Source organism: Halomonas koreensis, from assembly GCF_031451675.1.
In the GTDB taxonomy this organism is placed as follows: Bacteria; Pseudomonadota; Gammaproteobacteria; order Pseudomonadales; family Halomonadaceae; genus Halomonas; species Halomonas koreensis.
The window spans coordinates 327,772-351,592 of record NZ_JARWAK010000001.1; the positions used below are offsets into that span (position 1 = coordinate 327,772).

Below are 23,821 nucleotides of genomic sequence, written 5' to 3' on the forward strand. Positions count from 1 at the left end.
TCTGAGGTCCCGCCCACCCGCAGCCTGATGCGCGGCCCTCGCCGAGGGCCGCGCATTGCGTTTGCGGCACCGGATGGTATCTTCGCGCTCGCTTCGTATCACCCATGGACAGCAGGGCTCGCTTATGACTGAGGACAAACAGAGGGCGCCGGGCGCCGAGGTCGACCTGGAGGACATGGTCGCGTCCAGCGATTCCGGCGCCCGCAAGCCGGCCGGGACGCCGGGCAGGCTGCTGGTCGGCATCGCCGCGGCCTGGTCGCTCTTCCAGCTGTGGATCTCCTCGCCGATTCCCTTCACCCTGGGCTTCGGGGTGTTCAACGCCACCGAGGCCCGCTCCATTCACCTGGCCTTCGCGCTCTTCCTGGCCTACATGGCCTATCCGGCGCTCAAGCGTTCCCCGCGCGACCGCATTCCGCTGCAGGACTGGGGGCTCGCCGCCCTGGCGGCCTTCTGCGGCGCCTACATGTTCATCTTCTACGAGCAGCTGGCCGAGCGCCCCGGCGCACCCATCCTCCAGGACGTGATCGTCGGCGTGGTGGGCATCCTGCTGCTGCTCGAGGCGACGCGCCGGGCGCTGGGGCCACCGCTGATGATCGTGGCCCTGGTGTTCCTGGTCTACAGCCTGGCCGGCCCCTGGATGCCCGGCATCCTGGCCCATGGCGGGGTCAGCCTGCAGGGGCTGATCAACCACCAGTGGCTGACCACCCAGGGGGTGTTCGGCATCGCCCTGGGCGTGTCGACCAGCTTCGTGTTCCTGTTCGTGCTGTTCGGCGCCCTGCTCGACAAGGCCGGCGCCGGCAACTACTTCATCAAGGTCGCCTTCTCGCTGCTCGGCCACTATCGCGGCGGGCCGGCCAAGGCCGCCGTGGTGGCCTCCGGCATGACCGGCCTGATCTCCGGCTCCTCCATCGCCAACGTGGTGACCACCGGCACCTTCACCGTGCCGATGATGAAGCGCGTCGGCTTCCCCGCCGAGAAAGCCGGCGCCGTGGAGGTGGCCTCCTCGGTGAACGGTCAGATCATGCCCCCGGTGATGGGCGCGGCGGCCTTCCTGATGGTCGAGTACGTCGGCATCTCCTACGTGGAGGTGATCAAGCACGCCTTCCTGCCGGCGCTGATCTCCTATATCGCGCTGGTCTACATCGTGCACCTGGAGGCCCTCAAGGCGAACATGCAGGGCCTGGAGAGCAGCAATCCGGCCAAGCCCCTGGTGCGCAAGGTGGTCGGCTTCCTGGCCGGGCTGCTGCTGATGATGATCACCGCGCTCGCCGTCTACTACGGCCTGGGCTGGCTCAAGCCGCTGCTCGGCGACGCCACCCCCTGGGTGGTGGCCGTGGTGCTGGCCGCGGTCTATGTCGGCCTGCTCAAGGTGGCCGCCGGCTACCCGGAGCTCGAGCTCGACGACCCCGACGAGCCGGTCTACAAGCTCCCCCGGACCAAGCCCACGGTGATGGTCGGCCTGCAGTACCTGCTGCCGGTGATCGTGCTGATCTGGTGCCTGATGGTCGAGCGCCTCTCGCCGGGGCTGTCGGCCTTCTGGGCCACCGTCTTCATGATCTTCATCATGATCACTCAGCGGCCGATCACCGCGATCTTCCGCCACCGCAGCGATCTCGGCGCGGACATCCGCGAGGGCCTGCACGACCTCTGGGAGGGTCTGGTCACCGGTGCTCGCAACATGATCGGCATCGGCATCGCCACCGCCACCGCGGGCATCATCGTCGGCGCCGTCTCCCAGACCGGGGTGGGCCTGGTGCTGGCCGACGTGGTGGAGATCCTCTCCATGGGCAACCTGCTGCTGATCCTGCTGTTCACCGCGGTGCTCAGCCTGATCCTCGGCATGGGCCTGCCCACCACGGCCAACTACATCGTGGTCTCGGCGTTGCTGGCACCGGTGATCGTCCAGCTGGGCGAGCAGAACGGCCTGCTGGTGCCGCTGATCGCGGTGCACCTGTTCGTGTTCTACTTCGGCATCATGGCCGACGTCACGCCGCCGGTGGGCCTGGCCTCCTTCGCCGCCGCGGCGGTGTCCGGGGGCGATCCGATCCGCACCGGCTTCCAGGCCTTCTACTACAGCCTGCGCACCGCGGCGCTGCCCTTCCTGTTCATCTTCAACACCGACCTGCTGCTGATCGACGTCTCGCTGTTCCAGGGCGTGCTGATCTTCGTGGTGGCCACGGTGGCGATGCTGATCTTCGCCGCGGCGACCCAGGGCTTTTTGATCACCCGCAGCCGCTGGTACGAGTCCCTGTTGCTGCTGCTGGTGGCCTTCACCCTGTTCCGGCCCGGCTTCTGGATGGACATGATCCACGACCCCTACCGGGAGGTGCCGCCGGCGCAGTTCGTCGAGGCGCTGGGCAGTGTGGACGAGGAGACCACCCTGCGCATCCAGATCAGCGGCCTGGACGCCTACGGCGATCCGATGACCACCTACATGACGCTGCCGGTGCCGGAGGGCGAGACCGGCGAGGAGCGCCTGGCGAACCTGGGGCTGGAGCTGTTCGTCGAAGAGGGCAGGGCCGTGGTCGATATGGTGACCTACGGCAGTCAGGCCGCGGAGCTCGGCTTCGACTTCGACCAGGAGATCATCCAGGTGCAGGCGCCGGTGGATCGCTGGACCAAGGAGTGGATGTGGATTCCGGCCTTCCTGGTGTTCGGCCTGGTGGTGTTGCTGCAGCGCCGGCGCCGCGAGCAGGGCGGCGACGCCGTTTCGGCCTGAAGGAGGTGACTCATGTATAGCAAGATCCTGTTGCCGGTGGACCTCAACGAGGAGGCCTCGTGGGCCAAGGCGCTGCCCACGGCGCTGGCCCTGTGCAAGAGCTTCGACGCCTCGCTGCATGTGGTGACGGTGCTGCCCGACTACCGCATGCCGCTGGTGGGCGGCTACTTCCCCGAGGACTTCGCCGCCAAGGCCCACGAGGCGGTGACCCGGGCGCAGCACGAGTTCATCCAGCAGCACGTGCCGGACGACGTCCAGGTGCAGAGCGTGATCGTCGACGGCTCCCCCTGGGAGGCGATCATCAAGGCGGCCAAGAAGCTCGAGGTCGACCTGATCGTCATGGCGTCCCACAACAAGCGCAAGTTCGCCGACTACGTGCTGGGTCCCAATGCCGAGCACGTGGTCCACCACAGCAAGATGTCGGTGATGATCGTGCGCTGACGCGGCCGCGTTCCGCATTCCTTCCCTCGCGCCCCCGCCCGTCGGGGGCGCTGTCGGTTCGGTGCCGGCCAGCGTTGAGGCGAGCGTGAAGCGCGTCCCGGCGGGATGGACGGCGAGGGACTACATTGACCAGGTGTTAAGGACGAACGCGCGCCGGCCCCGCCGGGGCGCTCACTGACCCGGCCCGGCATGCCGGGACTCCATCGGCGGCAAGGGGGTGACACCATGAGCGCAGCAGCCACCAAGAGCCACGACAAGCCGGCGTCCCACGTGCGCATCAGCATCCGGCCGATCGGCATGGACAAGCCTCGCGCCTGGCTGGCGGCGGGCTTCGAGGACTTCCGCCGCGCCACGGCGATCAGCCTGGCCTACGGCCTGTTCTGGGTGGGCCTGAGCATCGCGATCACCGCCGGCGCCTTCACCCTGGGGCTCTGGCACTGGCTGCTGCCGCTGATCGCCGGTTTCATGTTCCTCGGCCCCCTGGTGGCGGTGGGCTCCTACGGCATCAGCCGCGCCCTGGAGGCCGGGCGCAACCCGACCCTGGGCGATGCCTTCGGCGCCTGGACCGGCCATGTCGGCTCGCTGGCGATGATGGGCGTGATGATGATGATCTTCTTCCTCGCCTGGATCCGCATCGCCACCCTGCTGTTCGCGCTGTTCTTCGGCCTCGGCGCCCCGGATCCCGCCACGGTCTACGTGGCCCTGCTGACCACCGTGGAGGGCCTCGGCATGCTGGCGGTGGGCACCGGCATCGGCGCGGTGCTGGCGTTCGGCGCCTTCGCCATCAGCGTGGTGGCGATTCCCACCCTGATGGATCAGGACCTGACCTTCATGGAGGGCATCGAGGCCAGCGTGCGCTCGGTGGCCAAGAACTTCCGGCCGATGCTGCTGTGGGCGGTGATCCTCACCGGCTGCGTGCTGGTCGGCGTGGCGACCTTCTACATCGGCCTGGCCCTGATCCTGCCGGTCCTCGGCCACGCCAGCTGGCATGCCTACGAGGACCTGGTGCGCATCGACACCGTCGAGGGCGAGCAGGGCTGAACGGCGGCGGCGGGGCTGGCGACAGGGGGCGCGCGTCGCCCCCTGTCGCCGTCGGGCCCGCTGACCGGGACACGGGATTCCGGTACCCTTGTCCGGCGAGAACGATCACCCGGAGCTCGAGCATGCGCGTCCGACGCTTCCTGCCCATGGCCTGCGGCCTGCTGCTGTCCTGCCTGCTGACCGGCACCGTCGCGGCGGCGGCACTGCCCGAGCCCGAGGGGCCGGTGCTGCTGACCATCAGCGGCGACATCGGGCGCACCAACGGTGAGGGGGTGGCGCGCTTCGACCGGGCCATGCTCGAGGCCCTGCCGTCGCGGGTCATCGAGACCCGCACGCCCTGGCACCAGGGGGTCGGCCGCTTCGAGGGGCCGCTGGCCGAAGCCCTGATGCGGGCGGTCGAGGCTCGGGGCGACCGGGTGCGGGTGGTCGCCCTGAACGGCTTCGAGGCGGAGATTCCGCGCCGCGACTTCGCCCGCTACGACGTCATCCTGGCGATGCGCCGCAACGGCGAGTTCATGCCGATCCGACGCTTCGGGCCGCTGTTCGTGCTCTACCCCTTCGACGCCCATCCCGAACTGCTCACCGAGGCGATCCGCTTCCGCTCGGTCTGGCAGGTGACCCGCATCCGGGTCCAGTGAGTTCCGAGGAGACCCCCGTGCGGCACTATCCCCTGCGGCTGAAGTTCGGCGCCGTCGCCGCCCTGCTGCTGTTCGCCGCGGCGCTGCTGGTGGTGGGGCTCGTCGCCTGGCGCCAGGACAGCCTGGTCTGGCGGGTCGGCGAGGACACCGTCTGGCATGCCTACAAGCTCGATCGCGATGCCGTCGAGCTGCGCAGCTACCTGGCCCTCAGCGAGCTGGGTCCCGAGGCCCTGGAGGAGGCGAGGCTGCGCTTCGAGCTGCTCTACAGCCGTCTGACCCTGCTGCGCGGCGGCGAGGTCGCCGAGTTGATCGGCACCATCCCCGGCACCGACCGCCTGGTGGACCAGATCGAGCGTCACCTCCAGGCCCTGGATGGCCGGCTGAGCCGCCTGGAGTCCCTGGAAGAGGGCGCGCGCAAGGCGCTCATCCAGCGCCTCGGCGAGCTCGCCGGCCCCGCCGAGCGGCTGATCATCACCGTCAACGGCCACCTCGCCGAATCCGCCACCCGGGAGCGCGAGCGCCTGCAGTGGCTCTACGGCTTGCTGATGGCGCTGATCCTGGGCATGAGCCTGGCGGCACTGCTGGTGGTGGCCTTCCTGGTGCGCGAGGCGCGGGACAATGCCGCGGCGCGGCGGGCCCTGGAGTCCCTGAGCGGCGAGCTGGAGGCCACCGCGCGGCGCGCCGAATCGGCCAGCCGGGCCAAGTCGGAGTTCCTGGCCACCGTCAGCCACGAGATCCGTACCCCGCTCAACGGGGTGATCGGCATGAGCGACCTGCTGGTGGAGCAGTCGCTGCCCGACCGCGCCCGCCACTACGCCGACACCATCCACGACAGCGCGCGGCGCCTGATGGAGCTGATCAACGACATCCTCGACTTCTCCAAGATCGAGGCCGGGCGCCTGGAGCTGGAGCACCGCGCGCTGTCGCTGCACGAGCTGCTCGAGGGCGCGGTGTCGCTGTTCCGCCCCCAGGCCGAGGCCCGGGAGCTGCGGCTGGTGACCGACCTGGACCCGGCGTTGCCCGAGCGGGTGATCAGCGATCCGGGGCGGCTGCGCCAGGTGCTGCTGAACCTGGTCTCCAACGCCATCAAGTTCACCGAGACCGGTGAGGTGCGCATCGAGGCGCGGCGGGACGGCGAGCGCGGCCTGATCCTGCGGGTGATCGACACCGGCTGCGGGATCCCCTCGGACCAGCAGGCGCGCCTGTTCGAGCCCTTCCACCAGGGCGACGCGGCCACGGCGCGCCGCTACGGCGGCACCGGCCTGGGCCTGGCGATCAGCAAGCGGCTGATCGAGGCCCTGGGCGGCGAGATCGGCATCGTCAGCGAGCCCGGGCTGGGCAGCCGCTGCTGGCTGCGGCTGCCGCTGGTGCCGGCCGGTGCCGAGGAAGAGGCAGAGGCGGCCGGGGACGCGGCCGACCGGCTCCCGGCGTTGAGCGATGCCCACCTGCTGGTGGTCGAGGACAACGCGGTCAACCAGCAGGTGGCCCTGGCGATGCTGACCCGGCTGGGTTGTCGTGTCAGCCTGGCCGGGTCCGGGAGCGAGGCGCTGGCCAGCGTGGCCCGGGAGCGCTTCGACCTGATCTTCATGGACGTGCAGATGCCGGACCTGGACGGCCTGGAGGTGACCCGCCGGATCCGGGCCCGCGGCGGCTGGCTGGCCGAGGTGCCGATCGTGGCGATGACCGCCGGCGGCCCCTCCGGCGACCAGGCGCGCTGCCTGGCCGCGGGGATGACCGGCTACCTGGGCAAGCCGCTGCTGCAGGCCTCGCTGCTCAAGGTGTTGCAGCGCCACCTGCCGCGGGTCGCCCGTCGCGCCGCGCCGGCCGACCCGCCGCGCCGCGCCGGACCGGCGGCCGGCAGCGGACGACGGGTCGATGCCGAGATCCTGGCGGGGCTGCACGACAGCCTGGGGGCCGAGGGCGTGGCGGCCCTGGTCGAGCGCTACCGCCAGGAGGCCCGTCAGCGGCTGGCGGCCCTGACCGAGGCCTTCCGGGCCGGTGAGGCCGTCAGCGTCCAGCGCCTGGCCCACCAGCTCAAGGGCGAGTCGTCCACCCTGGGGGCGGTCGAGGTGGCGGCGCTGGCGGCTCGGCTGGAGCGCGCGGCGCGGGATGGCCGCCTGGACGCCGAGGCGGTCACCCCGGAACGGCTGCATCGGGCCCTCGAGGCGACCCTGGTCGCGCTGTCGGGAGAGACGGCGCCCCCCTGACGCGGCCGTTGTCCGCGGCCCGCCGCGCCGCCTACACTGGGGCCATCCCGTGATGCGAGGCCCGCCATGCCAGACGCCCCCGCCGAGGCGATCCGCACCGCCTTCAGCGCCAGCGCCGATCCGGCGCGGGCCGCCCGCGAGCTGGCCGAGGCCCTGGAGAGCCCGGCCCTGGGCTTCGTGCTGTTCTTCTGCAGCGCCGACTACCCCCTGGCCGCCCTGGGCGAGGCCCTGGAGGCGGCCTTCGCCCCCGTGCCGCTGGCCGGTTGCACCACCGCCGGCGAGATCACCCCCGAGGGCTATGGCCGCGGCTGCATCGTGGCCATCGGCTTCGACCGGCCCGACTTCGCCATCGCCTGCGCCCGGGTCGAGGACCTCGAGGGGTTCGCGTTGCCCCGGGCCCAGCGGCTGGTCGACGGCCTGCTCGCCGACTGCCGCCGCCAGGCGCCCCCCGAGGGCGCCCGTCCCTTCGTGTTGACCCTGCTGGATGGCCTGTCGAGCAGCGAGGAGCAGGTGCTGGCCACCCTGGAGGCGGCGCTGGGCGGCATCGCCAGCTTCGGCGGCTCCGCCGGCGACGACAATCGCCTGCACCACACCCACGTCTATGCCGACGGCGCCTTCCACAGCGCCTCGGCGGTGGTGGTGATGGTCACCAGCCGCCGTCCCTTCGAGGTCTTCACCACCCATCACCTGCGGCCCCGGCGGGAGAAGCTGGTGGTCACCGCGGTCGACCGGGCGCGCCGTCGGGTGCTGGAGCTCAACGCCGCCCCCGCCGCCGAGGAGTATGCCCGCCTGGTGGGCCGGCCGGTGACGGCCCTGGATGCCGGCGTCTTCGCCCGCCACCCCCTGGCGGTGCGCATCGGTGAGGGCCATTACGTGCGCTCCATCCAGGGCGTCGACGACGACGGCGGCCTGCGCTTCTACTGCGCGGTGGAGAAGGGCATCGTGCTCACCGCCATGCGACCGGCCCCGATGCTCGAGGAACTCGACGACGTCCTGGCAGACCTGGCGCGACGCCTGGGGCCGGCCTCGCTGGTGCTCGGCTGCGACTGCTTCCTGCGCCGCCTCGAGCTGGAGGCCGACGGCCGGCTGGCGGACGCCTCGCGGCTGCTGGCCAGGGCCCGGGTGGTCGGCTTCAACACCTACGGCGAGCAGCATCAGGGCATGCACATCAACCAGACCTTCACCGGAGTGGCCATTGCAACCGGGGACTGAGCCGGCGCCCGTGGCGCCCGCCACCGAGCGGGAGCGGGCCCTGGCCGAGGAGAACGCGCGGCTGCACCGCATCTGCGCGGCGCTGATCGAGCGGGTGGAATCCGCGGGCATGGCCGGGGCGCCCTACGGCGCCTTCGAGCACGCCGTGTTGCTCGCCGAGCAGGTCCGCGAGCGCACCGACAGCCTGCACCGCACCCTGGAGGCCCTGGGCGAGGCCAATGCCCGCCTGGAAGAGGCCCGGGCCGAGGCCGAGGCGGCCAACCGCTCCAAGACCCGCTTCCTGGCCGCGGTCAGCCACGACCTGCTGCAACCCCTCAACGCCGCGCGGCTGTTCGCCAGCGCCCTGGAGGACCAGGCCCTGCCCGAGGCCTCGGGGCGCCTGGTCGGCCACATCGGGCGCTCGCTCAAGGACGTCGAGGCGCTGCTCGGCACCCTGGTGGACATCTCGCGCCTGGATGCCGGGGTGCTGACCCCGGACGTGGCCAGCTTCCCGGTGGCCGAGCTGCTCGACGTGCTCGCCGAGGAGTATCGGCAGCAGGCCGGCGCCCGGGGGCTGGAATTCCGCTACGTGCCGTCCTCGGCGCTGGTGCGCACCGACCTGTCGCTGCTCGCCCGGGTGGTGCGCAACTTCCTGACCAATGCCGTGCGCTATACCGAGCATGGCCGGCTGCTGCTGGGCTGCCGGCGTCGGCCCGAGGGGCTGGAGATCCTGGTGGGCGACACCGGGCCGGGCATCGACGAGGCCCAGCGCGCGGCCATTTTCCAGGAGTTCCGGCGCGCCGGGGCGGCCGGCGCGGATCGCGGCCTGGGCCTGGGGCTGGCGATCGTCGATCGCATCGCCGGCATGCTCGAGCACCCGCTGCGCCTGGCGTCGCGGCCGGGCCACGGCTCGCTGTTCGCGATCCGGGTGCCCTACGGCAGCCCGGGCGAGGCCGCTGCCGCGGAGCCGCTGCCGGCGGCGGAGGGCCTGGCCGGCCTGCGGGTCTGGGTGCTCGACGACGACCCGGCGATCCTCGAGGGCACGGCGGCCCTGCTGGAGGGCTGGGGGTGTCGGGTGCGCTGCGCGGCCACGCCGGCGGCCCTGGAGGCGGCCAGTCGCCAGGAGCGCGCCGACGTGCTGCTGGTGGACTACCACCTGGCGCCGGAGGATCCCGACGGCCTGGCGGTGGCGGAGCGCCTGCGGCGTCGCCAGCCCGGTCTGGGGGTGGTGATGATCACCGCCAACCACCAGGCCGAGCTCAAGCGCCGGGCCCGGGAGCGGGGCTACGACTGCCTGCTCAAGCCGGTGAAGCCGCTGCGACTGCGGATGCTGCTGGCCAATCGGCGCGACGCTCAGGCGCGCAGCTGACGCCGGGACAGCTGGGCGGCCAGGTCGGCCTGGTCGGCGGCGAGGATGGCCTGGACCCGGCTGCTCACCTCGAGCTTGCGCAGGATCGCCGAGACGTGGGTCTTGACGGTGGTCTCGGCGATGTCCAGCTCCCGGGCGATCACCTTGTTGGCATCGCCGCGCACCATCCGGGCCAGCACCTGCAGCTGCTTGTCGGTGAGGGTCTCCAGCCGCGAGTCGACGGAAGCGCGGCCGTTCGGCGGCTCGGCGGCATGGGGGCCGGGGGCGCGGCGCATGATCGACGGCGGCAGGTAGACCTGGCCGCCCAGCACCTGGTCCAGGGCCGCGATCAGGTCGGGGCGTGGCGTGGACTTGGGGATGTAGCCCACCGCGCCCAGGGCGATGGCGTCCAGGATGGTGGTGCGCTCCTGCTCGGCGGACACCACCACCACCGGCAGCGTCGGACAGGCCTCGCGCAGCCGGGACAGCCCCGCCAGGCCCTCGGCGTCGGGCAGGCCCAGGTCGAGCAGCACCAGGTCGAGGGCCTCCTCGTCGTCGGCCCGGGCCAGGGCATCGCCCAGGCTGGCGGCCTCCAGCAGGCGGCAGCCGGGCAGCCCGGCGCGGATCGCCGCGGCGATGGCCTCGCGAAACAGCGGATGGTCGTCGGCCACCATCAGGGTGTGCATGCTGGACTCCTTAGCTCGCGGCGCCTCGCCCTCCTACCGAAGGAGGAGGCGCTCTCCTGCCTCCGCAGTATGTCCCAGCCGCGCCGCCTGGCCAAGACTGAGGCGTGTTCCATCCATAATGACAACCTTCAGGAGCCACGCCATGATCTACGCCAATCCCGGCCGTCCCGAGGCCGTGGTGCGCTTCGCGCCCCGCTACGGCAACTACATCGGCGGCGAGTTCGTGCCGCCGGTACAGGGCCGCTACTTCGACAACGTCAGCCCGGTCAATGGCGAGGCGTTCTGCGAGATCCCCCGCTCCACCGCCGAGGACATCGACAAGGCCCTGGACGCCGCCCACGCCGCCGCGCCGGCCTGGGGACGGACCTCGGCCGCCGAGCGCGGCAACCTGCTGCTGAAGATCGCCGAGCGCATCGAGGCCAACCTGGAGATGCTGGCCGTGGCCGAGACCTGGGACAACGGCAAGGCGGTGCGCGAGACCCTCAACGCCGACCTGCCCCTGGCGGTGGATCACTTCCGCTACTTCGCCGGCTGCATCCGCGCCCAGGAGGGCACCGCCGCGGACATCGACGCCCACACCGTGGCCTATCACTTCCACGAGCCGCTGGGGGTGGTCGGCCAGATCATCCCCTGGAACTTCCCGCTGCTGATGGCCACCTGGAAGCTGGCGCCGGCCCTGGCCGCCGGCAACTGCGTGGTGCTCAAGCCGGCCGAGCAGACCCCGGCCTCGATCCTCAAGCTGATGGAGCTGATCGGCGACCTGCTGCCGCCGGGGGTGGTCAACGTGGTCAACGGCTACGGCGCCGAGGCCGGCCAGGCGCTGGCCGAGAGCACCCGGATCGCCAAGATCGCCTTCACCGGCTCGACCCCGGTGGGCGCGCACATCCTCAAGTGCGCCGCCGACAACATCATCCCCTCCACCGTGGAACTCGGCGGCAAGTCGCCGAACATCTACTTCGCCGACATCATGGACGCCGAGCCCGAGTTCATCGACAAGGCCGCCGAGGGGATGGTGCTGGCCTTCTTCAACCAGGGCGAGGTGTGCACCTGCCCGAGCCGGGCGCTGATCCAGGAGGACATCTATGAGCCCTTCATGGCCAAGGTGATGGAGAAGGTCGCGAGCATCACCCGCGGCAACCCGCTGGATACCGAGGTCCAGGTCGGCGCCCAGGCCAGCCAGGAGCAGTTCGACAAGATCATGTCCTACATGGAGGTGGCCCGGGCCGAGGGCGCCGAGTTCCTCACCGGCGGCGACCGGGAAAGCGTCGCCCCGGCCTACGACAACGGCTTCTACATCCAGCCGACCCTGCTCAAGGGCCACAACCGGATGCGGGTCTTCCAGGAGGAGATCTTCGGCCCGGTGGTGGCGGTGACCACCTTCAAGGACGAGGCCGAGGCGCTGGCCATCGCCAACGACACCGAGTTCGGCCTGGGCGCGGGGGTGTGGAGCCGCGACATCAACGTGGCCTTCCGCATGGGCCGCGGCATCCAGGCCGGCCGGGTGTGGACCAACTGCTACCACCAGTACCCGGCTCACGCCGCCTTCGGCGGCTACAAGAAGTCCGGGGTCGGCCGCGAGACCCACAGGGTGGCCCTCGAGCACTACCAGCAGACCAAGAACCTGCTGGTCAGCTACGACACCAATCCCCTCGGCTTCTTCTGAAGCGCCACCGCCTCGGGGCCATCCCGGGGCGCCTCCCCTGACGAATCGACGACCGGTGCCGCCGGCAGGGCGGCACCGGGATCCGCGAACGCAAGATCAGGAGCAGAGAGATGGACAAGACGATGCAAGCCGCCGTGGTGCGGTCCTTCGGCGAGCCGCTGAGCCTGGAAGAGGTCGAGGTGCCGCGCCCCGGACGCGGCGAGATCCTGGTGAGGGTCGCCGCCTCCGGCGTCTGCCATACCGACCTGCACGCGGCGCACGGCGACTGGCCGGTCAAGCCCGAGCCGCCCTTCATCCCCGGCCACGAGGGCGTGGGGCAGGTGGCCGCCGTGGGCGAGGGGGTGACCCACCTCAAGGAGGGCGACCGGGTCGGGGTGCCCTGGCTGTACTCCGCCTGCGGCCACTGCGAGCACTGCCTGGGCGGCTGGGAGACCCTGTGCGAGTCCCAGCAGAACACCGGCTACTCGGTGAACGGCGGCTTCGCCGACTATACCCTGGCCGATGCCGGCTACGTCGGGCGCCTGCCGGACGACGTGGACTTCCTGGAGATCGCGCCGGTGCTGTGCGCCGGGGTGACCGTCTACAAGGGCCTCAAGATGACCGACACCCGTCCCGGCCAGTGGGTGGTGATCTCCGGGATCGGCGGGCTCGGCCACATGGCGGTCCAGTACGCGAAGGCCATGGGCCTCAACGTCGCCGCGGTGGACATCGACGACGCCAAGCTGGCGCTGGCGCGGCGCCTCGGCGCCAGCGTCACCGTCAACGCCCTGACCACCGACCCGGTCGCCTACCTCAGGCGCGAGATCGGCGGCGCCCATGGCGTGCTGGTCACCGCGGTGTCGCCCAAGGCCTTCGAGCAGGCCCAGGGCATGGTGCGCCGCGGCGGCACCATCTCGCTCAACGGCCTGCCGCCCGGCGACTTCCCGCTGCCGATCTTCGACACCGTGCTCAACGGCATCACCGTGCGCGGCTCCATCGTCGGCACCCGCCAGGACCTCCAGGAGGCCCTGGACTTCGCCGGCGAGGGCAAGGTCAAGGCCACCGTCCACGGCGACCGGCTGGAGAACATCAACGACGTCTTCCAGCGGATGATCGACGGCAGGATCGAGGGCCGGGTCGTGCTCGACATGCAGTAGGCCCGGGCCCGGACGGGGCGCGACCTCGGTCGCGCCCCTTTTTGGTGGGCGTGTCAGGGCGAGGCGGGCGTCCGCCAGGCCTCGCTGCCCCACAGCGGCACGCTGCTCAGGGCGTGCTTGAAGCTGCCGCTGGTCTCCTTGGTGCTGTAGGCCAGGTAGAGCAGGGTCTGGCGCTCGGCATCGTAGATGCGTCGCAGCTTGAGGCTCTTGAACAGCACGCTCTGGGAGCGCCGGTAGAGCAGTTCGCCGTCCGGCGAGGTGTCGATGTCGGCGAGCATGTCCGGCGTGATCGGCCCGGTCTGGCGACAGGCCAGGCTGGTGTCGGACGGGTCGGCCAGGTCCAGGTCGGCGTCGATATTGCTCAGGTGGCAGGTCACTCCCGGGATCTTGGGATCGACCAGGGCCTCGATCTTGATGTCCTTGGTGGTGAACAGGCCCAGGGAGACATCGCCGACCTCGTTGCCGTCGCCGCAGCCGGCGAGCCCCGCCAGGAACAGGAGCGGGAACAGCCGGCGCCGGGCGCCGGTACGGAAGGGGAAGCGCATGGCGGGCATCCTGTCAGCGGGCGTCGTCGAAGAGGCTCAGGTCCAGCGCATGGCTGCGGCCCAGCCAGATCACGCCCTGGGTATGGTCGAAGCGGTCGTCGTCGGTGCCGACGTGGACGAAGACATCCAGGTCGCCGCGGTTGAGGGCCAGCCAGGGCACCACCTCGCCGAACTGTTCGGCGGCGAACGACAGTTGGCAGCTCCACAGCGGATGGGGGCCGACCGGCCGCTCGTGGAAGCGCCCGACCCGGAGCGCGAAGCGCTCGGCCGCCGCCGCGGCGACCCGGCGGGCCTCGGCCAGGCCGGCCGCGTCCTCGTAGTACAGGTGGGCGTGGTAGTAGCGGATGATCGCCGGGTCGTGGCGGAAGGCGTGGGGCGTGGCCATCGGGAGCTCCTGTGTCGGGGACCGGCCCATCATACCCCAGGGGGCGGGCCTGCCCGCCAGGGCAGGGTCGCGTACACGAAGACGGCGACCCGAGGGTCGCCGTCGTGTCGTGCCGCCGGGCCGCGATCAGGCCGGGGTCAGGTCCTCGGGGGGCTCGCCCACCGAGCCGGGCATGGCCTGGACGCCGGTGCTGCCCTGGTGGGACAGCGCCAGGAAGTGCAGGTGACGCTCGTACTCGGAGACCAGATCACCGATCACCTGGCCGCGGGTGTAGCCGTTGAGGTCCTTGTCCGCGCCACCCTCGGTCAGGTAGACGTCGAGGCGCACATAGTAGTCGTCGTCCACGGGCAGGAAGCTCGGGGTGCTCAGACGGTGCGCCCGCACCTGGTAGACGAAGCTGGCGGCCTCCTCGAAGTCCACCTGCAGAGTCAGCTGCGGCAGAGGCTCGCCGTCCAGGTGCTCCTCGGCCACGTTGGCCTCCTGGCCGCGGCTCTCCAGCTCCTGGGCGAACTGGCGCATGGCCGGCCGGATGGCGTGCTCGATGGTGGCGGCGGCACCGGCGCGGGTGGAGGTGTCCAGAGCGCGGTCCAGGCGCTCGCGCCAGTCGCCGCCCGGGGCGGTGCCGCTGACCAGGCGCCGGGCGTCGGCCTTCTGACGCTCCATCTTCAGGGCCCGACTCATGCCCGCCATGATGGCGAAGATCACCAGCGAGAACGGCAGGGCGGTGATCACCACCGCGCTCTGCAGGGCCGACAGGCCCCCGGCCATCAGCAGGGCCACGGTCACCAGGCCGATGGTCACCGACCAGAAGATCCGCAGGCGGATCGGGGCGTCATGGTTCACGTCCGAGAGGATGGAGGTGAAGTTGGCCAGCACCAGGGCGCCGGAGTCGGCGGAGGTGATGAAGAAGACGATGCCCAGGATGGTCACCACCGAGGCGGTGATGCCGATGTAGGGATACTGCTCCAGGAAGGTGTAGATGGTGGTCTGGGGCGTGTTCAGGGCCTGCTCGCCCAGCGCCGCCAGGCCCTGGTCGGCGACCAGTTCGATGCCGCTGTTACCGAAGATCGACATCCAGGCCATCATGAAGCCGAGCGGGATCAGCAGCGCGCCGATGACGAACTCGCGGATGGTCCGGCCGCGGGAGATGCGCGCCAGGAACAGGCCCACGAAGGGCGTCCAGGCGATCCACCAGCCCCAGAAGAAGATGGTCCACCAGCCCTTCCACTGCTGGGCGTCCTCGCCGGCGAAGGCGTAGGTGTCGAAGCTCGAGCCGACGAAGTTGCTCAGGTAGTCGCCGGCGTTGAGCACCAGGGCGTCGAGCAGGTGCAGGGTGTCGCCCTGGAAGAGCACGAACAGCAGCAGCGCCGCGGCCAGCCCCATGTTGAACTCGGACAGCCGGCGGATGCCCTTCTCCACGCCGGTCACCACCGAGATGGTGGCCAGGATCACCACCAGCACGATCAGCACCACCTGGGTGGCGAGGCTCTCGGGCACGCCGAACATGAAGGTCAGGCCGTAGTTCAGCTGCATCACGCCGATGCCCAGGCTGGTGGCGATGCCGAACACGGTGGAGATCACCGCGGTGATGTCCACGGCGTTGCCGATGGGGCCGTGGATGCGCTTGCCGAGCAGCGGGTAGAGGGCGCTGCGGATGGCCAGCGGCAGGCGGTGGCGATAGCTGAAGTAGGCCAGGGCCATGCCCATCAGCACGTACATGCCCCAACCGGACAGCCCCCAGTGGAGGAAGGTCTGGGGCACGGCGGCGCGCATGGCCGCGGCGCTTTCCGGGGCCAGGTCGGGGGGCGTCAGGAAGTGCGACAGCGGCTCGGCCACGCAGAAGAACAGCAGGTCGATGCCGATGCCGGCGGCGAACAGCATCGACGCCCAGGACACCAGCGAGAACTCCGGCCGGGCATGATCCGGGCCGAGGCGGATGCTGCCGACCCGGGAGCAGCCGATGACGACCACGAAGACCAGGTAGATGACGGCGGCCAGCATGTAGTACCAGCCGAAGGTATCGTTCACCCAGGCCAGGCCGGCGTCGAAGAAGGCGCCGGCCTCCTCGGTGAACGTCATGGTCAGCACCAGGAATACCAGGATGCCTGCCACGCTGCCGTGGAAGACCGTCCGGTTGATTCGATCTCGTCGTTCGGGAAGGGGGGGATGATCCGACATTCGCAAGTCTCCTGTCGCCGTGGCGACTCTTTTTTTGAATGAACGTTCAAATAAAATACGCACATCCTCGGGAGCCTGCAACCCGGAGACCCGCCTGCGGGGGATATCACGAAGTAAAGTGAGACATCGGACGCGACGACGCCCGGCCAGGGCCGGGCGTCTCGAGGCGGGAAGGGGAGGCGGTCAGCCGGCGTCGGGCGCCGGGGGCGGTGCGCCCCGATGCTGTGGGCCAGGCGTGTGCCGGGGGGGACGCAGGGCCGCGTGAAGCTGGTCGAGCTGGCGCTCGTCCAGACGCGTGGCGAGGGTGTCGCGAAAGTCATCGCGAAGCGTACGCCAGGCGTCGCGGCGCGCCCCTCTGTCGTCGAACCGTCGCTCGCGGAGGGCGCGGGCCCGCTCGTGGAAGTCGGCCTGGGCGTCGCCGAGCGCTTCGCGAGTCGACGTATCGAGGTCCCATTCGTCGTACAGTGCGTCCAGGCGTGCCTGCCGGGCCGCGCTAAGTTCGGCCCGCCGCTCCGCTTGCCACTCGCGGCGGGCCCGCTCCAGGGCCGCTCGCTGGTCGTCGTCGAGGAGCTCGGCGAGCCGCTGGCGATGCTCGGCCTGGAGCTCGCGCAGCGTCCGGCGGTGCTCGGTCCTGGCCTCGTGTAGCGCCTCGCGGGTCTCGGCATCCAGGCCGGCCCGGTCGTAGAGCGCCTGGAGGCGCGGGCCAGCCTGCGGGCCTCGATCAGGGCCGTCGGACGGGGAGGCGCCGGCGACCAGCGACAGTGGAGTGGCCAGGCCGGCCAGCAGGAGGGTCACGAACCGCTTGCGTGCGAGGATCGGGATCATGGTCATGCTCCTTGCGCCTTGGGAGGAGGGCCGTAGTCTCGCCCGGCGTCGTGCAGGAGCCGTGGACCCAGGGTGCAAAGACGGCGCAATCCCCGGCAGACGGGTCGGCCAGCTTCCCGGCCGCTGGCCCCGTCGGCGGTCGATGCCGAGCATCCGTATGTAAGGCGGCATCAGGGCAATCTCGTTCAATACGCCGCCTCCGCGGCCGCCTAGCCTGGGGAGATCCAACCCGAGACAGGAGGCACCTCATGACTTTGACCTTGTCGCTCTCCATGGCGGCCTTCGCCCTGGCGGCATCGATCTCGCCCGGCCCGGTGAACCTAGTGGCCCTGGCCTCCGGGACGCGTCACGGCTTCCGGGCGAGCCTGCGCCACGTCACCGGCGCGACCCTGGGCTTCACCCTGCTGCTGGTGGTGATCGGCCTGGGCCTGCACGAGATGCTCGCCCGCTGGCCGGCGATCCTCGGCGCGGTGCGCTGGGCCGGGGTCGCCTTCCTGCTGTACATGGCCTTCAAGCTGGCCGCCGATGACGGGCGGCTGGAGGGTGTGGGCAAGGGCGGGGGGCCCTCGATGCTGGTCGGCGCCACCATGCAATGGCTCAACCCCAAGGCCTGGCTGGCCTCGCTGGCGGGCATGGGGGCCTACGCCGCCAGTGGCGATCTCGACCTGGTCGGGTGGTTCGCGGCGCTGTACTTCGTGATCTGCTACCTGTCGATCGGCTGCTGGGCCTATGCCGGGGCCTTCCTGCGGCGTTTCCTCCGGCATCCGGGCCAAGTCCGCGCCATCAACCGGAGCCTGGCGGCGCTGCTGGTGGCCAGCGCGGGTTATCTGGTGGTCGCGAGGCTCTGAGCGTACTGGCCCGGCGTGGCGGCCAGCAGTCGCTTGAAGGTGCGCTGGAAGTGGGCCTGGTCGGCGAAGCCGCAGTCCATGGCGACCTCGGCGATGGGCTGGCCGCGGCGCAGCGCGTCGCGGCCGAGCCGGATGCGCCGGTCGGTGAGGAAGGCATGCGGTGTCAGGCCATAGTGGGCCTTGAAGCGCCGCACCAGGTAGGAGCGCGACAGGTCGGCGGCCCGGCAGATGTCGTCCAGGCCGATGGCCTCGGTGCAGTGGGCGTCGATGAAGTCCGCGGCCCGGCGCAGCCCGCGGGGATCGTCGCCGGCCAGCCGTGTCCGGGGAGACAGCCGGCGCTGCATCTCGACGCCGAAGGCGGTGGCCTCGGTCTCCCGGGCCAGGCGGGTGGCGTCGGGGTCGAGGAGGGTGTCGCACAGGGCCGTCAGCCCACGGTAAAGCGCCGGTAGGCCACACGAGCGGGTGGCGAACATCGCGAAGTCGAGGTGGGCGGGGGTGCCGAGCTCGTGCTGGAGGGCGGCGAGCCAGGCGGCGTCGAGGTAGAGCATGTCGTACGACCAGGGGCGGTCGTCGATGGGGTTGCAGGCATGCACCTCCCCGGGGTTCATGACGACCACGCTTCCCGGGGCGACCGTCTCCTCATGGCCCTGGTTCCAGTAGGTGCTGACGCCTCCGGTGATGGCGCCGATCGAGAAGGTCTCGTGGCTGTGCCTGGCGTAGCAGACGCGGCGGCCGTCCGTGACCCGGCGTGCCTCGAGGAAGGGCAGCGCCGGATCGCGCCAGAACCGCTGAGCAGAGCGTCGGGGGGACATGTCCTGCCTCCATGGCGGGCCTGGCGGTCAGCCTAGCCCGCTTCGGGTGGGCTGTCACCTCACTCCTCGGGCTGGTACTTGTAGCCCACGCCGTAGACCGAGCGGATCACCTCGCGCTCGGGCCAGACCTCGGCGATCTTCTTGCGCAGCTTCTTGATGTGGCTGTCCACGGTGCGCTCGGAGACGATGCGATGGTCCCGGTACATGTGATCCATCAGCTGCTCCCGGGAGAAGATCCGTCCGGGGGAGTGCATCATCACCCGCAGCAGCTGGAACTCCACCGCGGTCAGCCCCAGGTCCTGGCCGTCGGCCAGGGCCCGCCAGCCCTCTTCGTCGAGGCTGAGGGTGTCCGGGACGGGGGCCTCGGTGGCCTCCGCGGCCCGGCTGCGACGCAGCACGGCCCGGGCCCGGGCCACCACCTCCCGGGGGCTGAAGGGCTTGCAGATGTAGTCGTCGGCGCCCAGCTCCAGGCCCAGCAGGCGATCGACCTCCTCGACCCGGGCGGTGAGCATGATGATGGCGATGCTCGGCCAGCGCTGGCGGATCTCCCGGCACAGGGTCAGGCCGTCGGTGCCGGGCAGCATCAGGTCCAGCAGGATCAGCTCGGGACGCGCCTCGCAGGCGTCCAGCCACGGCAGCACGGCATCGCCGTGATCCAGGTGGTGCGGGGCGAAGCCGCTGCCTTCCAGATAGTCGGCGATCAGGCGGGCGATCTTGGGTTCATCCTCGACGATCAGGACGCTGTCCGTGGCGAGGGCCGGTGTGCTCATGCGTCTTCCTCCCTGAGCGAGTGCTCGGCGATGGCGGGAAAGGTCAGGGTCCAGCATAGCCCGCCGAGCGGCGAGGAGCTGGCGGTCATCTCGGCGCCGTGAGCCCGGGCCAGGGCCATGGCGATGGACAGCCCCAGGCCGCTGCCGCCGCTGGCCCGGCTGCGCGAGCCCTCGACCCGATAGAGGCGCTCGGTGAGCCGCGGCAGCTCGGCCTCGGGCACGCCCGGGGCGCTGTCCTCCCAGCGCAGTCGATAGCGGTCCCCGGCCGGGGTCAGGCCGACCCGCAGGCGTCCCGGCGGCCGGGTGTAGGCATGGGTGTTGTCCAGCAGGTTGGTCCATAGCTGGCGCAGCCGCTGGGCGTCGCCGCGAATCCACGCCGGGCCGGGAGCCTCGACCTCGAGCGCGAGACCCTGGTCGGCGAGCCAGGGGCCGGCCTCCTCCAGGCGGGCGGTGAGGCTGGCGGCCAGGTCCAGCGGCGCCAGCTGGACCTCCAGGGCGCCGGCATCGCTCTGGGAGAGCAGTCGCAGGTCGGCCACCAGGCGCTCCAGCTGGCCGACCTCCTGGGCCAGGGAGCCCAGGCTGTCCTGATCCAGGCGGCGCACGCCGTCCTGCATGGCCTCGATCTCGCCGCGCAGCACCGCCAGCGGGGTGCGCAGCTCGTGGGCGATGTCCGAGACCCAGCGACTGCGGGCCTCGCGGCTGGCCTCCAGGGTGGCGGCCAGGACATTGAAGTCCTGCGCCAGGCGGGAGAGCTCGTCGCGGCCACGCTCCGGCAGCCGGGTGCTGTAGTCGCCCTCGGTGAGCCGGCGGGTGGCCAGGGTCATGCCCCGGGCCCGGCGCCCCAGCCACCAGGAGAGGCCGCCGGCGAGCAGCAGCGAGGCCAGCACCAGGGCGCCGACGATGATCGCCAGGTTGCGCCGCTGCTGGGCCAGGAAGATGCGATCCATGCGCGCCATCAGCTGCTGGGGTGGCCGGTAACCCAGGGTGCCGACGCGGCGTCCCTCGCTGACGATCGGAAGCCAGCGCAGCTCCGCGGCCTCCAGGTCGTTGTCCGGGGGCAGGCCGATGACCGGCAGCCCCTCGGCATCGTGGAGCACGAAGTCCCGCGGATCGCCCAGCCGGCGCTCGATGCCCTCCGGCGGCGGGGCGTCGCCGGGCCACAGCTGGCGGCGCACCAGGTGGCGCCAGGCCCGCGGCGACTGGCGCAGCCACTGCCAGTCGCCGCGCCGGGCCCACTCGTCGGCGAGCCCGGTGGCCAGGGTCTCGGCGCGGCGGGTCTGGGTGCGGTCCAGGTACTCGATGAAGCCCTGGTCGAGGCTGCGCGACACGGCGACGAACACCAGCCCCGAGATGGCCACGTTGACCACCAGGATGATCCCGAAGAGCTTGATGCCGAGCCGGGACACGGCCGGGGGCAGGGCGCGACGGAGGGACATGCGGCACTCTCGACGGTCGGCGAAAGGGTCAGCGTAGCGCAGTTGCCCCCGGGGAGGTTGCAATTCCGGTGCAAGCCGCGCCGGCTTCAGGGACAGGTCTCGCCGATCAGCAGCTCGGTGTTCAGCAGGCAGGACGAGGGCGGTGCCAGGCCGAGGATCATGCGCGCCGCCACGCGGCCCTTCTCGACGCTGTCCTGGCGGACCGTGGTCAGACGCGGCGCCCGGTACTGGCCCTCGGCGATGCCGTCGAAGCCGGTCAGGCGCAGGTCCTCGGGCACCCGCAGGCCGCGGGCCTCGGCCAGGGTCAGGGCGGTCAGGGCGATGCGGTCGGACAGGCACAGCAGCAGGTCGGGGCGCTCCTCGTCGGGCAGGTCGAGGATCTCGGCGATCACCGGGGCGCAGACATCAAAGGTGTTCTCCTCGATGTTCCACATCGGCACGTCCTCCCGGGTGAAGCCATGCTCGGCCAGGGCCCGGAGGTAACCGTCGAGGCGGGCGCGGGTGATGGTTCGGCGCGCCGGCAAGAGGGTGTGCTCCGGGCTGATGCGGCCGTTACAGGGCTGCTCGGTGAGGCGTAGGGTGATCACCGCGGGCCGCCTGGGGCGCGTGCCCATGGCGTGTCGGGCGATGGCGTAGGCCGCCGGCTCGTTGTCCACGTGGACGCTGGCGTGCTCCTCGATGTCGAAGTCCACCGCCACCAGGGGGCGCTGGGGCGGCAGGTCGGCGATCAGCCTCAGGCTCGGCATCAGGCCGTAGACGATGAAGCCGTCGGCGATGCTCGCCGAGCCCGGCACCCCGGCGGGCGTCTGTCGGCCCGACAGCAGCAGCAGGGTATGGCCCTGGGCGTCCAGCACCTCGGCGATGCCGGACAACAGCTCGCTGGCCACGGCGTCGTTGAGGCTGTAGGTGAGGCTCTCGGCCAGGATCACCGCGACGATCCGCGAGCGGCCGGTGCGCAGGCTGCGCGCCTTGGCATCGGGTCCCTGGTAACCCAGCCGTTGCGCCTCGCTGAGGATATGCTCGCGAAGCTTCGGCGAGAGCTGGTCCGGCCGATTGAAGGCGTTGGAGACGCTGGCCGTCGAGACGCCAAGGTGTTGAGCCAGGTCCTTCAGGGTCATGCGGCGCGGAGGAGATGCCAAGGCTTTCTTCCTGCTCAAGGAGGTGTGCCCAAGGATACTGTCTCACCCCGTGGCTTCACAGTCCCCCGGGCGGGCAGTGGTCCTCAGTCATCCGGCCAGCCGGGGGCGTCGGCGGCCAGGCGCGCGACGGCGATGCCATGGGCGGGTAGTCTCAGGACTTCGCCCTCCCAGTGGCCGTTGATGCAGCCGGGAGCGTCGTTCAGGGGCTCGGCCCCCGCCGGGGCGGCGAGACGGCGCACCTCGGCGGCGAAGTTCAGGGCCACCAGCAGGCGCTCGCCCCCCTGCCGGCGCTCGAAGCGCATCACCTCGTCGCGCACCGGCCGGTAGCGGACGTCGCCCTTGACCAGAGCCGGATGGGCGCGGCGGAAGGCCAGGAAGGCGCGGTAGGCGTTGAGCAGCGAGTCCGGGTCGGCATCCTGGCGATCCACCGCCAGGGCCAGATGGTGGTCCGGCACCGGCAGCCAGGGCTCGGCGGTGGAGAAGCCGCCCTGGGGCGCCTCGGCCTGCCAGGGCAGCGGCGTGCGACAACCGTCGCGCCCCTTGTAGGCCGGCCAGAAGGTGATCCCGGCCGGATCCACCAACTGGTCGAAGGTCAGGGAGGCCTCGGTCAGGCCCAGCTCCTCGCCCTGGTAGAGGCAGATGCTGCCGCGCTGGGTCAGCAGGAAGGCCATGTAGAGGCGCAGCGCGGCCGGGGCGTCCTCCGCTCCCCAGCGGGTGGCCAGGCGCGTCACGTCATGGTTGCCCAGGGCCCAGCAGGCCCAGCCGTCGCCGAGGCGCTCCTCCATCTCAACCAGGGTGTCCTGCAGGTAGGCCGGGTCCGAGCGGTCGGTGAGCAGGTTGAACGAGTAGCACATGTGCAGCCGCTTGCCGCCCTGGGTGTACTCGGCCATCACCCCCAGGGCGTCGTCGTCGCCGACCTCGCCCACCGCGGTGGCGCCGGGGTATTCGTCGAGCAGGGCCCGCAGCTTCTCCAGGAAGGCCAGGTTCTCCGGCTGGGTCTTGTCGTGGAGGTGCTGCTGGAAGCCGTAGGGGTTGTCCGGACGCACGCCGATAAAGCCCTCCACGACCTCTTCTCTGGGAGGATTATCCTTGAGCTCGCCATGGGTGCAGAAGTTCACGGCGTCCAGGCGGAAGCCATCGACGCCTCGATCCAGCCAGAAGCGCACCTCGCCGAGGATGGCCTCGACCACCGCGGGGTTGCGGAAGTTGAGGTCGGGCTGCTCGACCAGGAAGTTGTGCAGGTAGTACTGGCAGCGCCGGGTGTCCCACTGCCAGGCGCTGCCGCCGAAGATCGATTGCCAGTTGGTGGGCGGCGAGCCGTCGGGCTTTGGGTCGGCCCAGACGTACCAGTCGGCCTTGGGGTTGTCGCGGCTCTGACGGCTCTCCTCGAACCAGGGGTGCTGGTCCGAGGTGTGAGACAGCACCTGGTCGATGGTGACCTTCAGGCCCCGGGCATGGGCCGCCTCCACCAGCCGGTCGAAGTCCTCGAGGGTGCCGAACATGGGGTCGACGTCGCGGTAGTCGCTGACGTCATAGCCGAAGTCCTTCATGGGCGAGGTGAAGAAGGGCGAGACCCAGATGGCATCGACGTTCAGCGAGGCGACGTGATCGAGCCGCTCGATGACGCCCTGAAGATCGCCGATGCCGTCGCCATTGGCATCCATGAAGCTGCGCGGATAGATCTGGTAGATCACCGCGCCCCGCCACCAGTCCTGTCCTTGTCTCGTCATCGGCATCCTGTCGCGCATGTCCTGTGTCCTCCCTCCGGTTGTCGGGGCGCCTTGCACTCGCTCCCACGGGAAGGACAGGCTGG

20 protein-coding genes are annotated in these 23,821 nt (G+C 70.9%); 10 read left to right on the forward strand and 10 right to left on the reverse strand.

Annotation, left to right across the window (positions count from 1 at the left end):
- Window positions 1-124 precede the first annotated feature (124 nt).
- From QC818_RS01550 to QC818_RS01580, 7 genes are all read left to right on the forward strand, one after another.
- The gene (locus QC818_RS01550) at window positions 125-2,719 is read left to right on the forward strand and encodes a TRAP transporter permease (protein WP_309651067.1); all 2,595 of its coding nucleotides are present in this window, start codon (window positions 125-127) and stop codon (window positions 2,717-2,719) included.
- Between the two features lie 12 nt (window positions 2,720-2,731).
- Window positions 2,732-3,160, forward strand: a complete 429-nt coding sequence (locus QC818_RS01555; protein ID WP_309651068.1) for a universal stress protein — start codon at window positions 2,732-2,734, stop codon at window positions 3,158-3,160.
- Between the two features lie 225 nt (window positions 3,161-3,385).
- Window positions 3,386-4,201 carry a DUF2189 domain-containing protein gene (locus QC818_RS01560; RefSeq protein WP_309651069.1) on the forward strand — a complete coding sequence of 272 codons (816 nt, stop codon included), beginning with the start codon at window positions 3,386-3,388 and terminating at the stop codon, window positions 4,199-4,201.
- Window positions 4,202-4,323: 122 nt separating this feature from the next.
- Complete coding sequence (locus QC818_RS01565; RefSeq protein ID WP_309651070.1) at window positions 4,324-4,839, forward strand: putative pterin-binding protein; 516 nt, start codon at window positions 4,324-4,326, stop codon at window positions 4,837-4,839.
- Window positions 4,840-4,856: 17 nt separating this feature from the next.
- Window positions 4,857-7,046: an ATP-binding protein gene (locus tag QC818_RS01570; RefSeq protein WP_309651071.1), complete on the forward strand. Its 2,190-nt coding sequence runs from the start codon at window positions 4,857-4,859 to the stop codon at window positions 7,044-7,046.
- Between the two features lie 66 nt (window positions 7,047-7,112).
- Window positions 7,113-8,258: a nitric oxide-sensing protein NosP gene (nosP, locus tag QC818_RS01575; RefSeq protein ID WP_309651072.1), complete on the forward strand. Its 1,146-nt coding sequence runs from the start codon at window positions 7,113-7,115 to the stop codon at window positions 8,256-8,258.
- On the forward strand, window positions 8,242-9,606 hold the full coding sequence (locus QC818_RS01580) for an ATP-binding response regulator (RefSeq protein WP_309651073.1): 1,365 nt from the start codon (window positions 8,242-8,244) through the stop codon (window positions 9,604-9,606). Before nosP ends, QC818_RS01580 begins: the two co-directional genes overlap by 17 nt.
- Here QC818_RS01580 and QC818_RS01585 read toward each other — a convergent pair.
- A complete protein-coding gene (locus tag QC818_RS01585) occupies window positions 9,591-10,271 on the reverse strand; it encodes a response regulator transcription factor (RefSeq protein ID WP_309651074.1) in 681 nt (226 codons plus the stop codon). The genes QC818_RS01580 and QC818_RS01585 overlap by 16 nt on opposite strands.
- A gap of 142 nt (window positions 10,272-10,413) precedes the next feature.
- Here QC818_RS01585 and exaC point away from each other — a divergent pair, with 142 nt between their 5' ends.
- Both exaC and adhP read left to right on the forward strand, forming a co-directional pair.
- A complete protein-coding gene (gene exaC / locus QC818_RS01590; RefSeq protein ID WP_309651075.1) occupies window positions 10,414-11,934 on the forward strand; it encodes an acetaldehyde dehydrogenase ExaC in 1,521 nt (506 codons plus the stop codon).
- A gap of 110 nt (window positions 11,935-12,044) precedes the next feature.
- Window positions 12,045-13,070 (forward strand): alcohol dehydrogenase AdhP, encoded by a 1,026-nt coding sequence (adhP, locus tag QC818_RS01595; protein ID WP_309651076.1) that lies wholly within the window; start codon window positions 12,045-12,047, stop codon window positions 13,068-13,070.
- A 53-nt stretch (window positions 13,071-13,123) separates the two neighbouring features.
- Here the strand turns inward: adhP and QC818_RS01600 are convergent, their stop codons facing one another.
- The 4 genes from QC818_RS01600 to QC818_RS01615 form a co-directional block, all read right to left on the reverse strand.
- Window positions 13,124-13,615, reverse strand: a complete 492-nt coding sequence (locus tag QC818_RS01600) for a CreA family protein (protein ID WP_309651077.1) — start codon at window positions 13,613-13,615, stop codon at window positions 13,124-13,126.
- A gap of 13 nt (window positions 13,616-13,628) precedes the next feature.
- Window positions 13,629-14,000, reverse strand: coding sequence for a DOPA 4,5-dioxygenase family protein (locus QC818_RS01605; RefSeq protein WP_309651078.1), 372 nt, complete (start codon window positions 13,998-14,000; stop codon window positions 13,629-13,631).
- A gap of 126 nt (window positions 14,001-14,126) precedes the next feature.
- On the reverse strand, window positions 14,127-16,178 hold the full coding sequence (gene betT / locus QC818_RS01610; protein WP_309651079.1) for a choline BCCT transporter BetT: 2,052 nt from the start codon (window positions 16,176-16,178) through the stop codon (window positions 14,127-14,129).
- A gap of 183 nt (window positions 16,179-16,361) precedes the next feature.
- The gene (locus QC818_RS01615) at window positions 16,362-17,003 is read right to left on the reverse strand and encodes a hypothetical protein (protein WP_309651080.1); all 642 of its coding nucleotides are present in this window, start codon (window positions 17,001-17,003) and stop codon (window positions 16,362-16,364) included.
- Between the two features lie 248 nt (window positions 17,004-17,251).
- On the opposite strand from QC818_RS01615, the gene QC818_RS01620 reads away from it, so the two are divergent.
- The gene (locus tag QC818_RS01620; RefSeq protein WP_309651081.1) at window positions 17,252-17,851 is read left to right on the forward strand and encodes a LysE family translocator; all 600 of its coding nucleotides are present in this window, start codon (window positions 17,252-17,254) and stop codon (window positions 17,849-17,851) included.
- On the opposite strand, the gene QC818_RS01625 is transcribed toward QC818_RS01620, so the two are convergent.
- The 5 genes from QC818_RS01625 to QC818_RS01645 form a co-directional block, all read right to left on the reverse strand.
- Window positions 17,827-18,663 (reverse strand): AraC family transcriptional regulator, encoded by an 837-nt coding sequence (locus tag QC818_RS01625; RefSeq protein ID WP_309651082.1) that lies wholly within the window; start codon window positions 18,661-18,663, stop codon window positions 17,827-17,829. The two genes, QC818_RS01620 and QC818_RS01625, sit on opposite strands and share 25 nt — an antisense overlap.
- A gap of 59 nt (window positions 18,664-18,722) precedes the next feature.
- Window positions 18,723-19,433 (reverse strand): response regulator, encoded by a 711-nt coding sequence (locus QC818_RS01630; RefSeq protein WP_309651083.1) that lies wholly within the window; start codon window positions 19,431-19,433, stop codon window positions 18,723-18,725.
- Window positions 19,430-20,869, reverse strand: coding sequence for an ATP-binding protein (locus QC818_RS01635; RefSeq protein WP_309651084.1), 1,440 nt, complete (start codon window positions 20,867-20,869; stop codon window positions 19,430-19,432). Before QC818_RS01635 ends, QC818_RS01630 begins: the two co-directional genes overlap by 4 nt.
- Before the next feature lie 86 nt (window positions 20,870-20,955).
- Window positions 20,956-21,987: a LacI family DNA-binding transcriptional regulator gene (locus QC818_RS01640; protein ID WP_309651192.1), complete on the reverse strand. Its 1,032-nt coding sequence runs from the start codon at window positions 21,985-21,987 to the stop codon at window positions 20,956-20,958.
- Window positions 21,988-22,091: 104 nt separating this feature from the next.
- Window positions 22,092-23,738, reverse strand: a complete 1,647-nt coding sequence (locus tag QC818_RS01645) for an alpha-amylase family glycosyl hydrolase (RefSeq protein WP_309651085.1) — start codon at window positions 23,736-23,738, stop codon at window positions 22,092-22,094.
- Window positions 23,739-23,821: the final 83 nt, after the last annotated feature.